Origin of the sequence: Streptomyces sp. NPDC048639 (assembly GCF_043199075.1) — a bacterium.
In the GTDB taxonomy this organism is placed as follows: domain Bacteria; phylum Actinomycetota; class Actinomycetes; order Streptomycetales; family Streptomycetaceae; genus Streptomyces.
The window spans coordinates 554,904-567,093 of sequence record NZ_JBICVP010000005.1 but is presented as its reverse complement, the minus strand read 5'-3'; the positions used below and the strand labels follow the sequence as shown (position 1 = coordinate 567,093).

The 12,190-nt window shown below is 71.2% G+C and carries 11 protein-coding genes and 1 pseudogene; 1 reads left to right on the top strand and 11 read right to left on the bottom strand.

Annotation, left to right across the window (positions count from 1 at the left end; all coding sequences use genetic code 11):
• Window positions 1–292 precede the first annotated feature (292 nt).
• The 11 genes and pseudogenes from ACGFNH_RS17210 to ACGFNH_RS17160 all read right to left on the bottom strand — a co-directional run.
• Window positions 293–1,741 carry a cytochrome P450 gene (locus ACGFNH_RS17210; protein WP_393654423.1) on the bottom strand — a complete coding sequence of 483 codons (1,449 nt, stop codon included), beginning with the start codon at window positions 1,739–1,741 and terminating at the stop codon, window positions 293–295.
• On the bottom strand, window positions 1,738–2,361 hold the full coding sequence (locus ACGFNH_RS17205; protein ID WP_393654421.1) for an ATP/GTP-binding protein: 624 nt from the start codon (window positions 2,359–2,361) through the stop codon (window positions 1,738–1,740). The genes ACGFNH_RS17210 and ACGFNH_RS17205 overlap by 4 nt, the downstream gene beginning before the upstream one ends.
• Complete coding sequence (locus tag ACGFNH_RS17200) at window positions 2,342–2,701, bottom strand: DUF742 domain-containing protein (RefSeq protein ID WP_393654420.1); 360 nt, start codon at window positions 2,699–2,701, stop codon at window positions 2,342–2,344. Before ACGFNH_RS17200 ends, ACGFNH_RS17205 begins: the two co-directional genes overlap by 20 nt.
• Entirely contained in the window at window positions 2,698–3,102 is a 405-nt protein-coding gene (locus ACGFNH_RS17195) for a roadblock/LC7 domain-containing protein (RefSeq protein ID WP_393654418.1), read from the bottom strand. Before ACGFNH_RS17195 ends, ACGFNH_RS17200 begins: the two co-directional genes overlap by 4 nt.
• 3 nt (window positions 3,103–3,105) lie before the next feature.
• Entirely contained in the window at window positions 3,106–4,785 is a 1,680-nt protein-coding gene (locus tag ACGFNH_RS17190) for a sensor histidine kinase (RefSeq protein WP_393654416.1), read from the bottom strand.
• A 615-nt stretch (window positions 4,786–5,400) separates the two neighbouring features.
• Window positions 5,401–6,210: an oxygenase MpaB family protein gene (locus ACGFNH_RS17185; protein WP_393654414.1), complete on the bottom strand. Its 810-nt coding sequence runs from the start codon at window positions 6,208–6,210 to the stop codon at window positions 5,401–5,403.
• Window positions 6,207–7,637 carry an MAB_1171c family putative transporter gene (locus tag ACGFNH_RS17180; protein WP_393654412.1) on the bottom strand — a complete coding sequence of 477 codons (1,431 nt, stop codon included), beginning with the start codon at window positions 7,635–7,637 and terminating at the stop codon, window positions 6,207–6,209. Before ACGFNH_RS17180 ends, ACGFNH_RS17185 begins: the two co-directional genes overlap by 4 nt.
• Window positions 7,630–8,199, bottom strand: a complete 570-nt coding sequence (locus ACGFNH_RS17175; RefSeq protein ID WP_393654410.1) for a hypothetical protein — start codon at window positions 8,197–8,199, stop codon at window positions 7,630–7,632. Before ACGFNH_RS17175 ends, ACGFNH_RS17180 begins: the two co-directional genes overlap by 8 nt.
• 50 nt (window positions 8,200–8,249) lie before the next feature.
• Window positions 8,250–8,699, bottom strand: a complete 450-nt coding sequence (locus ACGFNH_RS17170) for a helix-turn-helix transcriptional regulator (RefSeq protein ID WP_393654408.1) — start codon at window positions 8,697–8,699, stop codon at window positions 8,250–8,252.
• Window positions 8,700–9,042: 343 nt separating this feature from the next.
• A complete protein-coding gene (locus ACGFNH_RS17165; RefSeq protein WP_393654406.1) occupies window positions 9,043–10,479 on the bottom strand; it encodes an NAD(P)/FAD-dependent oxidoreductase in 1,437 nt (478 codons plus the stop codon).
• 107 nt (window positions 10,480–10,586) lie between these two features.
• A pseudogene (locus ACGFNH_RS17160) lies at window positions 10,587–11,206 on the bottom strand (amino acid transporter); the annotation flags it as partial.
• Window positions 11,207–11,332: 126 nt separating this feature from the next.
• Between ACGFNH_RS17160 and ACGFNH_RS17155 the strand changes: the two are divergent.
• The gene (locus tag ACGFNH_RS17155) at window positions 11,333–12,184 is read left to right on the top strand and encodes a GNAT family N-acetyltransferase (protein WP_393654404.1); all 852 of its coding nucleotides are present in this window, start codon (window positions 11,333–11,335) and stop codon (window positions 12,182–12,184) included.
• Window positions 12,185–12,190: the final 6 nt, after the last annotated feature.

Here is a 12,190-nt window from a genome sequence, read left to right as displayed (position 1 = left end):
CGTCCCCGCCGTGGCCGGAAGCCGAAGAGGCCGAAGCTGTCGTTCGCCGCGTCGGCGACCGCTCAGCGGGCACGCTCGTGACACCGGGTTCGTCAGACATGCCGCGGCCCGATGGCGCATTCCAGCATCTCACTAGGAGGTCGTTTCTTGCCATAACAGGCCACGCATGGAGTGGAGTTGGGGCACTACTTGTGTGCAAACGGGCACTTCCGGTCGCAGGCGGGCGCGTTGGCAGTCCCGGGAAGAACCTCCCGCTGCTCGCGCCCGCCATCCGATCGGTGCCGGCGACGCCCTACCGCCGTCCCTGGAGCCTGTGCACCAGCGAGGACCACCACGGCGTACGCCTCGGGGCCGCCGCAGGGGCCGTCCCCGCTGCGACCGGCTCCTGTTGCGGCACCCGCATCGGGGGCAGCTCTGCCGAGGGCAGCGGGTGGCTTCCGGTCCTCCGGGAGGACTCCGGGCGGCGCCCCGTGAACGTCACCGGCAGCGCCACCAGCCGGCGGGACATCAGCGCGGTGTCCCACCGCAGTTCGTTCTCGGAGACCGAGAGCTGCAGATCGGGCAGCCGGGTCAGCAGCGCGTCGATCCCGGTGTCCACGATCGCCCGGCCGAGGTCCTGGCCCGGGCACTCGTGCGGGCCTCCGCTGAACGCCAGATGCGAGCGGTTGCCGTGCATCGGCGCCGAGGTGTCCGGGCGGATGTCCGGGTCGATATTGCCCGCGGCCAGGCCCAGCACCAGCATGTCCCCGGCCCTGATGGTCTTTCCGGCGAGTTCGGTGTCCCCGGTGGCCCAGCGGCCGATGTTCGTTGTCATCGGCGGCTCGTCCCAGAGCACCTGCTCCAGCGCGTCCGGCAGCGTCATGTGACCGCCCGCGAGCGTCGCGCGGAAGCGCTGGTCGGTGAGGACGAGCCGCAGCGTGTTGGCGATCAGGTTGACGGTCGGCTCGTTCGCCGAGACCAGCAACACCCGCAGGTGCTCCCGGACTTCCTCGTCGGTGAGCCGGGCCGGATGTTCCAGCAGCTTGGAGGCCACGTCGTGGCCCGGGGACATCCGCTTGCGCTGGACCAGACGCTCCAGCGTCTCGGTGATGTAGTCGTTGCTGGCCGCCGCCGTCTCGGTACCCCGGATCATGTCCTTGGCGGCGTCGACGAGGTGCGGACCGTAGCCCTCCGGCATCCCGAAGAGCTGGGTGATCACCCGCATCGGCAACTGGTCGGCGAACTGCTCGACCAGATCGGCCCGTCCGGTCGAGGCGAACTCGTCGATGAGCTGGTGCGCGAAGCGTGTGACATACCGGCGGATACCGCGGGCCTCGAAACGCGAGAGGCTCTCGGTGACCGCCCTGCGCAGCCGCTCGTGCTCCTGGCCGTCGGCGAAGACGCACAGCGGCTGCCACATCGTCAGCGGCGCCATCGGGTGCTCCGGCGGGACCTTGCCCTGCTGCATGTCGTGCCAGTGGCGCGAGTCCCGGGAGAAGAGCGAAGGAGTGCGCGCCACCTCCAGGTTCTCCCGGTGGCCGAGCACGAGCCAGGCAGGCAGCTCGCCCGGCAGGAGCACCGGGGCCAGCGCGCCGTGCTCGGCGCGCAGGGTCTCGTACAGCTTCATGGGGTCGGCGTCGGCCTCGGGGCCGTAGAGCCGCCGCAGTGCGCCGGCGTCCATCCCGTGGGCGGGGCAGCCCGGGGGAGGGAGGGCGGGGGTCACTCCGGAGGGGGCCGACGGGTCGGGGTATGGGGTGGTCACGTCGTCGCCTCCGGGGACAGGACGAGAGAACGCAGGTACTGCATCAGCGTCACCAGGACATCCCGGCTGGAGTTCCGTTGACGCACATCGCACATGAGGATCGGGACCGCTTCGGGGAGGTCGAGAGCGTCGCGCAGCTCCTTGACGGGGTACGAGGGCGACGCGGGGAACGAGTTGACCGCGACCACGAACGGGACCCCGGCTTCCTCCAGACGGCCGATCACATCGAAGCTGACCTCCAGCCGGCGTGTGTCGACGAGTACAACGGCACCGAGGGCGCCCTTGAACAGGCCGTTCCACAGGAACCAGAAGCGCTGCTGACCCGGTGTCCCGAACAGATAGAGCACCAGCTCCTCGTTGAGGCTGATCCGGCCGAAGTCCATGGCGACAGTGGTGTGGACCTTCTGCTCCACCCCGTAGATGTCGTCCACGCCCTCGCCGGCCTGGGTCATCGTCTCTTCGGTCGTCAGGGGCCGGATCTCGCTCACCGAGCGGACCAGCGTCGTCTTGCCGACGCCGAAGCCGCCGACGATGACGACCTTGACCGCGGAGCTGGCCGACGACGGCAGGGCGTCCTCGCTCCGCGGGCCCACGGCCTCGTCAGAGATTCCGTAATCCATGGATCACCGCCTCAATCAGTGCGACGTCGGGAAGCGACGAGGCCGGCTCTCGTGCTTCGACCTGTTCTTCGGACAGCAGATCCGCGAGCAACACGGTGATCACGCTGACCGGAAGCCCGAGATACGCCGATATCTCGGCCACCGACAGCGGGGAATTGGTGACCTGCAGGATCGATGTGTGCTCGGGCTGCATGCCGACCTTCGGCTCTGTACGCGCCACGATCAGGGTGACCAGGTCGAGTTCGGCCCCGGCCCCCTCCGATGCGTCGCTGCGGCCGCCGGTGATCACATAGAGGCGCTCCGGGCTGTCCCTCTCCCAACCCTGTGCGTCTTCGCTCACGTGGCCGGACCGCTGTCGCGCGGGGGGCTGGTGAGATGCGCGCCGATACGTGCCACCAGGTCACGCATGTGCTGCCCGACCAGGCCCGCGTCGACGCCCTCGTCCGCCAGGACGGCCAGGTGCGCTCCGGATCCGGCCGCCAGCAGGTACATGAAGCCGCCGTTCACCTCGATGACGACCATCCGCATCCGGCCGTCGCTGTGGGGGAACTCCTGGGCGACCGCTACGGAGAGGCTCTGCAACCCCGAGCCGATGGCGGCGATGCGGTCGGCGGTATCTCTCTCCGTGAGGTACTGCGCCATGCACAAGCCGTCCGATGACAGCAACACGACAGAGCGGACTTGCGGGACGCTCTCCGCCAAGTCCTTGAGCATCCAGTCCATGTCGGCCCGGCGATCCATTGCTTATTCACCCTCATCTAACGACTTGTCATTGGTGTTGCGGTCGGCGGCCGGTCGCGGTCCGCCGGACAGGCCGCTCTGCAGATCGACCATCCACATGCCGGGCGCCGGTTCGTCGGCCGCGGGCCGGGGCGCGGCATGTGCCGCGGCGGCAGGGCCCGGTCCGGCGTCCGGGGTGGGTGCCGCGGGGAAAGCGCCGCCCTGGAAGTGGGCACCCGGATCCGCGGCGGCCTGAGGCGCGCCCGAACCGGAGCGAGCGGCAGGGCCCGGACGGCGACGGCGACGCTGCGGCAGTCCGTTGGCGGTCCGCTCGACCAGGGCGGGAGCCTCGTCGTCCTCGTCCCCCCTCAACGAGGGCCCGGTTGCCGGAAGCTGGGGCCTGCGGGTCAGGGGAACGCTCGGCGCCGGGGCGCTCGGATGTGCGGAACCGCCGTACTGTGCCGTGCCGTCGCGATGGGCCGCGCCGCCGTACTGTGCCGCGCTCTCGGCGGAGCGCTGGCCGGAGCTGGCACCGATACCGTGCGCTCGTCCTTCCGCGGGTGCCGTGGTGATCAGCTTCTGGGGGACGACCAGGACCGCGCGGACACCGCCGTACGCGGACGGCGGCAGCGAGACCTGGAAGTCGTACGCCTGCGCCAGGCGGCCGACCACGGCCAGGCCGAGCCGCGGCGCCTCACCGAGGTCGTTGAGGTCGATGCCGGCCTGCGCCTCCTTGAGCATCTGCTCGGCCCGGGCGCGGGCCTCCTCGCTCAGACCGACGCCGCCGTCCTCGATCTCGATCGCGATGCCCGCATGGACCTCGCTCGCGGTGAGGTGGACCCGGGCCTTCGGCGGCGAGTAGCGAGTCGCGTTGTCCAACAGCTCGGCCAGCGCGTGGATGAGGGGCTCGACCGCGGGGCCGATGACAGCGACGTTCGCGACCGAGTGCAGCTCGACGCGCTGGTAGTCGAGGATGCGGGACATCGCACCGCGCAGCACGCTGTAGACGGGAACGGCCTTGCTCCACTGGCGGCCGGGCCGGGCACCGCCGAGGACTGCGATGCTGTCCGCCAGGCGTCCGATAAGCGCCGTGCCGTGGTCCAGGCGCAGCAGATCGGCGAAGAACTCCGGCTTCTGGCCGTGCCGGTCCTCCATGGTGCGCAGGTCGGTGGCCTGCCGGTAGACGATGGCCTGTACGCGGCGGGCGACGTTGACGACACCGCGCTGCGCGGAGTCGCGCAGGGTCTCCTCGGCCTGAACGGCCTCGACGACCGAGCGCATCAGCGCCTGTTGGGCGGCGTGGAACTCGGGGCTGAGCCCCTCGCCCGCCCCCACCATCGACGCCAGCACGTCCTCGGCGAACTCGCCCTCCTGGAGGCGGGCCACGGCTTCGGGCAGCCGCTCCCTGGCCAACTGGACCGTGACCGCCTCCTGTTGGCCGAGGCGCCGCTGAAGCGCCTCGGTCCGTTCGGCGGCTTGGGCACGCAGGGACGCCAAGGCCTTCCCGCGGCGGGCGACTTCGGCCGCGAGGGCCGCCACGGCGACGGTTGCCACAGCGCCGCAGACGGCGACGGCTCCTCGTGCGTCGGTCGCAACCACCGCTGTCGCGACGGCTGCCACACCCGCCATCACGATGGCGGGTAGTAACCACGCGACTACAGGGCCGGTTCGTTGTCCTCCGGGTGACGATTCGGCACGAATCATCAGTGTCCTCAAATCGATCGAAAGGCTACGCAAACGGAGGGCCCATGGCGGCGCGGCAGAGTCGTCAGGAGTTGCCTCGGGCAACCCTCGGTCGGTGTCAGGTCAGGGCTGACCTGGGAGGATGCGCCGACGCGCTGAGCCCCACGAAGGATAGCCGGAATCGATCACCTGTGACGCAGTGTCTTCGAACTTATACGATCCTGTTTCGGTTTGAGGCGCCAAAGGCGCAGGCCAGGGCAAGTGAACGCGGAAATCCCTAGATGACGTTCGATCCGCCCGATCCGTGGAACCGGCGCAGACGGAAGAGGATCACGCCTGCGCATCCGTGTCAGGGGCAACTGCCCATCCGGGGAAGGGCGTCCGCGTATCCGGGTCGGGTAGCGGCGCTCCCTGGCCTGCGGGACAACTGCGCTTCCGGGCCGGGCAACTGCCCGTCCGGAGCCGGGAATCGGCCTCCCGGAACAGCAACGGGTACCGCGCCAGAACCGGCACAGAATCTCAGAACCGGCAGGGACCGGTAGGTCCGGCAGGGACCTCAGGGACGGCGGGTCCGATACAGGTCCGGCAGGACCTCACGACCGGTCGGAAGAAGCGCCGGAGCCGGTGGAGATGAGGTCAGGGCCGGCCGAGAAGCCCGCGCCGCCCCCGCAGTCGACGCGCCCGGTACCGCAGGCCCGCCGCGACGAGCGCCCGAAGAGCGCGCGGCGGAGCGGTGACGCCGAAGGCCGTCCGCAGCCGGTCGTCGAGCAGGGTGTCGGACGCCGTACGGACAAGTCCCGCCAGCGGAGCGGGAAAACGGTCGGCGAGCAGCCCCCGCGTGGCGTTCAGCAGGGCCCGTCCCTCCGGGGTGACCGCGAAGGTGCGCTCCTCGAACCGGTCCATCCAGAAGGCCAGTTCCTGATACGAGTGCGGCAGCGGCTTGATGGCCATGCGCTGCGCCAGACCCGCGTAGAAACCGTACGCCGCGGCCTTCTCGGCGCTGGTCGTCGGGCGCGGGCCATGGGCGTCGATCCAGCGCAGGGGAGCGACGCAGAAGGCGGCCAGGACGTAGACGAACTCCTCGTCCCCGACGGGCAGACGGGCGTGGATCCGGTTCAGCAGGGCGACCGTTTCGAGCCCGGTCGGGTCGTCGAAGCCGTGCTCGATGAGGGCGTACATCACCTCGCCCGTCGCCTTCGCCCGCGCCTTGGGCCGGCCGGTCATCCGGCCCGTGCCGTGCAGGACGCGGGCGATGCTCGGGACGGCGAAGGTCCGGTAGAAGCCGAGGTTCAGCCCGAGCATCAGGTCCTCGGGGAAGTCCACGAGTGCCATGCGCCGGTACGTGGCGTGGGCGCGCCGTTCCTCCTCGGGCGTCGGGGCGTTCGCGGGTCCGTCCTCGCGCGCCGCGGCGTTCGCGGGCTCGCCCTCGGGCGTCTGGGCGTTCACACGGCCCCCGCCGGTTCGGTGCGGCGCAGCGCCTCGGTGACCGCCGGACCGGTGAGCGCGCGGGCGATCCGGACCAGCCGGTCGCGCTCGGCACGCTGGTCCGCGGGCTCGTGCGTGGACGCGGGTTCGTGCGTGGACGCGGGTTCGTGCGCGCCGGCCCCGGGTTCCTCCGCCCGGTCCGCGCTGACTCCGGACTGCCCGTCATCGCAGGGGAGTCGAGGTTCACCGTGCGCGTCATGACGAACCGTCAGTCCATGCGTGAGGGCGTCGGCGACGGCATCGCCGACTGCCTCCACCGGAACTCCACCCGCCACCACATCCCGGGTGATCCGCGCCAGTTCCGCCTGCCGCGCCCGGATGGCCCCGAGCAGCGCCGCCGCGGCCCCCGCCGCTTCGGCCTCCTCCTCGGTCCGCCCCTCCTCCCGGGCCAGGGCCGTGGCGGTCCCGGACACGCGCGGGTCCTCCCAGATGCGCATGGCGAGCTGTGCGTCGCGGATCTCGGCCATGCAGCGGCCGAGCCGCCACTTCAGATCGCGGGCCGCGAACACGTAGCCCAGCTTGGACGGTACGGGGTCGAGCAGGATGTGGTCGTCAGCCTCGGCCGCCACCAGCCACAGCGGCCGGAGGGCGACGAACGCGTGGCGCCGCTCCTGCCAGGCGCGCACCGCCGGGAGGATGAAGCCGACGCACATCAGCATCGCGCCGATCGTGGCGAACATCGGGCCGGCCACCGTGGAGAGCACATCGAGGCCGCCGTTGCCCCGGACCGCCGCACCGATGGCGACGACCTTGCACAGGACATAGCCGAGGGCGACCTGGCAGCCGCTTGCGATCAGCCGTACCCCGGTGCGTACGGCCACGCGTTCGGGGTCGCGGCGGGCCAGTTCGTCCGCGTGGCGCCAGCAGGCCTGGGCGATGCCGAGGAGGGCGTACGCGAAGCCGCCCTGGTAGACGAAGAGGAAGACGGCGACGGGCGGTTGGGGTCCGTAGAAGGTGTCGAAGTCGAGGGGGTGGGGACCGCCGGGGAGGTGCCCGCTCACGGCGGCGAAGGAGAAGAGGCCGATCATCGTCGTCAGCAGCAGCGCATAGACGGCGATGCGGCGGATGACGCGCGGCCCGGCGAGCGACCATGTCTCGGCCGGGTCCGAGGACATCGTCGTCCACAGCAGCGCGAGGCCCTGGGCCGAGGCGCTGAAGCAGATGATGAATCCGTAGACGAGCAGTGTGGCGAGATCGGGAAGGCCCGCCACCGAGCCGATGAAACGGTACGCCGACGGCGTCGCGCAGAGGAACGCCAGGGCGACGAAGGCATGGCAGGCGCAGGAGAACGCCAACTGCGCGGACGGCGCCGAGCGCCAGCCCCGCAGCTTGAACGCGAGAGCGGCGCCGATGATCAGAGCAGCGCCGTAGTAGGCAGCGTCAAACACGCCCGCCCCAGGTGTGCTCCAGCGCCGGCGCGACCCAGGTGGCGGCCCCGGCCGAGGCGGCGGCGTGGGCGGCCAGATGCTGCCGCAGAAGCGTGCCGTGGACCTCGGCCTCGCGCTCGGGCGGACTGTCGTAGTGCGAGCGCCCCAGCATCCGGGCGACCGCGCTCTGGCCGAGGATCCGCGTCGTCGGTACGGCCTGGCTCTCGGACTCGTCGCCGATGTCGATGCACTCGTGACCGCCCACCAGATGGCCCAGCTCGTGGCAGATGATGTGCATCTGGTGCCAATGGGTGGTGTTGCGCTGGTAGATGATCCAGTACGTGCCGTTCCGCAGCACGCACTGCCCGGACACCTCGCGCGGGTCGAGATCCCGCGGCACCAGCTTGATGGGCTGTCCGAGCCGCTCGGAGATATGCGCGACGAGGACCTGGATGTCGCTCGTGGGAGGCAGCTCCAGCTCGGCGAGGCGCCGCTCGCACCGCTTGCGCACCGCCTTGGTGTGGCTGGTGCCCGTGAACCACACGCCTTCGTCACCGTCCCCTGGAGGTATCTGCCATGCCATGCGCCGTTCCGAAGGCATCTCCTGGACGGGTATGGCACCCCCCGTGCCGCTCATGCTGTCCTTTGCTCGTCATCACCATCCGGATCCGCCGGCATCCCCGCGGCCTTCCGGTACTCCTCGATGATCTGCTCGACGGCGGCCTGCATCGCCGCGGGCAGCCCGGCCGACCGCCGCAGAATACGCCGCGCCCTGTGGTCCCGGATCGCGGCCAAGTCCGCCAGTTCGGCCTGGACTTGAGCGGCGATCTCGTCGTTGCGGAAGAAGTCGAGGGGCACACCGAAGAACCCGGCGAGCCGGGCCGCCGTCTCCAGCGAGGGCCGGTTGCGGCCCGTGCGCAGATACCCGATCGCGGTGGTGCTCAGACCGGTCGCCCGCGCGACCTCGCCGTTGGTGTACGGGCGGCCCTGAGAGGCGGGATACATCTGCGCGAAGAGATGCTCCAGGCGCTCAGCGAACCGCTCGGATGCAAAATCGCCTGCGCCCGCACTGCTTTCGCCCATATGGCAGAAACCCCCGGCCGTTATGCGCTTGTGGATCGCAGTCCGCAGCAGTATGCCCAGCGGACGCGATCCACGCCACTCGCGCAACAAGTGTTGATGCTCCAGTCGCTGCTGGCCCGGCATCCCCGCCGAGAACCCGCCACACGAACCGCGCAGCTGTTAACAGTAGTTGACACGCCCTATCCGTCAAGCGATGATCAGGGTCCGCTGGGCTGCCGGAGTGGGGGCGGAACGGGGGTTCGCCCCACTCCGGCAGACGAGCGGGAAGAGGATTCCGGAAGTCTCGACCGGCGGTCGCCGCGCGATCGCCCGCGCTCTCCTCCGTCCCTCGCCAACCGCCCCCTCACCGCCCCGAGATGGCCTCCGCAAGCCGGGCGAAGGCCGACGTGCGCGGTGTGCCCGCGCTCTCCCGGCGGTCGGCGGCGCGGAACAGGGTGTAGATGAGCTGAACTCCCGCCCAGCGCAAGGGTTCCGGCTCCCAGTCGCGGACCCGGCGGCCCACCCAGGGCAGCGCCGTCAGGTCGGTGTCCCGTCGCAGCACGAGGTCCCGGAGCGTGCGGCCCGCCAGGTTGGCCGTCGTCAGGCCGCTGCCCACGTAGCCGCCCGCCCAGCCCAGTCCCGTGGCGTGGTCCACATGGACCGTGGAGCACCAGTCCCGCGGTACACCCAGCACACCGCACCACGCATGCTCGATCCCGGCCCCCGCCGCGTCCGGGAAGAGAGCGGCGAGCGTGCGCCAGAGCGCGTCCACCGTCCGCGGCTGTGTGGCGCCCCGGACGTCGGTGCCGGAGCCGTAGCGGTACGGGACCCCGCGGCCGCCGATGGCGATCCGGCCGTCGGGGGTGCGCTGGGCGTAGATGTACGCGTGGGCGCTGTCGCCGAGCACTTCCCGGTCCCGCCATCCGATGCGCTCCCACACCTTGGCGGGCAGCGGCTCGGTCACGATCATCGAGCTGTTCATGGGGAGCCACTGGCGGCGCTGTCCCGCCAGGCTCGCGGTGAAGCCCTCGGTCGCCCGGATCACGCAGTCGGCGGTCACGGTGCCCCGTACGGTGACTGCGGCGGGCCGTTGCCCGCTGGTGCGCGGCCGTATCTCCGTCACCGTCGTGTCCTCGAAGACGTCCACGCCCAGGCCGGACACGACACGCGCCAGGCCCGCGGCCAGCTTCGCCGGCTGGACGGCTGCGGCGTGCGGGGTCCACAGGGCCTCCATCGCCCCGGCCACGCGTAGCCGCTCCTCGCGTTCCGTACGGTCGAGAAGACGCAGGTCCGTTTCCCCGAAGCCCCAGTCGCGCCGGTCGTCCAGGTCGTCGAGCAGGCGCCGGCGCTGAGCGGGTCCGGTGGCCACGCGCACCATGCCGCCCTTGTGGATGTCCGCGTCGATGCCTTCGTCGCGTGCGACCGCGATGACCTCGTCGATGCCCCGGAACATGGCGTGCTGCATGTCGACCACGGACTGCCGGCCGTGCTCGGCGGCGTAGCGGTCACGCGCTCCGGCGAAGCCGTGGTAGAGCCATCCGCCGTTGCGCCCGGAGGCGCCGAAGCCCGCGAACTCCCGCTCCAGGACGGCGATCCGCAGATCGGGCTGCTCCTTCTTGAGGTAGTAGGCGCTCCACAGCCCGGTGTAGCCGCCCCCGACGATCGCCACGTCGTAGTCGCGGTCCCCGGGAAGCGCGTCCCTGCGCTCCGGGACGCCGGCATCCCGGTACCAGTACGAGACGCCGCCGTTGCGGAAACCGGCGGCCAGGGGTGCGGTTCGGGGGGTGCGGTGGTCGTTCATCTGTCAGGGTCCCCGGGGCGCGTGTACGGACAGGTGCGTGGTGCGGACGGGAAAGCGTCCGGACGGCACAGCGTACGGACGGGTGCGGAGGTGGCGCCCCCTGCGCGTCAGCCGAAGCGGACGCGGGGTCGGCGGTCCCGGTCCGGCTCGGCCTCACGCAGCACTTCGCGCGTCACCGGCGCCACCTCTCCCTGTCCGAAGAGGAAGAATTTCACGAAGTGCCCGAGCGGGCTCCCCTCGGTCCACTCGAAGTAGATGTGCGGCCGCTGACCGGTCAGATCGCGTACGTGCAGCAGGAGCGCGGCCAGGGGTGTTGGGGATGGTCGCGCTGTCCAGCGTCAGCACCGGTAGCGCCCGTGGAGGACCGTGCCCCGCACGCCCAGCTCGGACTCGAACTCCGACGGGTCGCGGACGGTGACCTCGACCGGGACGAGGTCGTCCTCGGTCGGGATGTCGTTGTCGGCCCGGATCTGCCGCAGCTTGTCGCCGTACCCGGCCGCGTCCCGCGCCTCGGGCTCGTTGGCGATGAACCGGATCCTGCGGTGGGCGATGTCCCGTACGAAGCGCTCGGCCATGGAGTCCAGGGACACGCTGGTGACCCGGAGTTCGAAGGCGCACCGGATCCGGGACAGCAGGGACACGACGCTGATCCCGGCGATGACGCATGCACCGATCTGCACACCTCGAGCCGCTCCACGATCGTGGCCCCGGTCGTGCAGAGGAAGAGAACCGGGCCTCTGGTGGCCCGGCACGTACGCGCCACGGTCAAAGGTTGGTCAGGGATTGCGCCACCCGGGTCATGCAGGCGCGGTCGAAGTGCGGAGCCGCACCCCGTCGACGCTCCAATGGGGTCGTGATCGCACTGACGCCCCGTCACCCCTGCTGTTCCGCCGAGCGCTTCCCGGCCCGGGGACCCGGCCCCATGGTGATGGCCGAGCACACCCGCCTGGCGGGGACGGGGTGTTGGTGGGTCGACCGGCTGCTCCAGCCGAGGGTGGTGGCCGTCACCTGCGCCGGGCACACGGTCGTCCGCGGCGACCCGCGCGCCACCGGACCGGAGGCTCTCGCACCGCTCGCCCACACGTACATCGACGCGCCGGCGCGCTTCCTGCCCGTGCTTCGGGCCGCGTTCGTCTCGCTCGTCCCCTGGGAGCGGATGGTGTCCGTGCAGACCGAACCCGCGCGGGCCGTACGACCACCCGGCGGTGCCGTCGTACGCCGCATGACCGCGGGGGACGGGTCTGCCGTGGCGGACCTCGACGGCGACATGGCCTGGATCGCGGCGAGTTGGGGAGGCCCCGCCCGGCTTGCGACTTCGGGCCACTGCTGGGGTGCCTTCCGCGGTGAGCAGCTGCTCTCGCTCGCCTGCACCTACTTTCTCGGCGGCCTGTACGAGGACCTCGCCGTGGCCACGCGGCCCGCCGAGCGCCGCCGCGGTCTGGCCCTGGCGTGCGTGACCGCCCTCTGCGGTGACATCTCCGCCCGCGGCCGGACGGCCACCTGGAACTGTTCCCGGGACAACGGCGCCAGTCGGCGGCTGGCCTGGTCGGCGGGGTTCCGCCTGGCGGACGAGTACGTCCACTACGCCGTCGGGAAGGCGTTGGAAGGCTCGGAAGCGGGCCGAGGCGTGGTCCCGGTGGCCGGGCGTCCCGGCCCCGTCGGTGACGCCAGGACGGCGGGGGCCGGAGACAGCCGGGGCGGCTGACGTCCG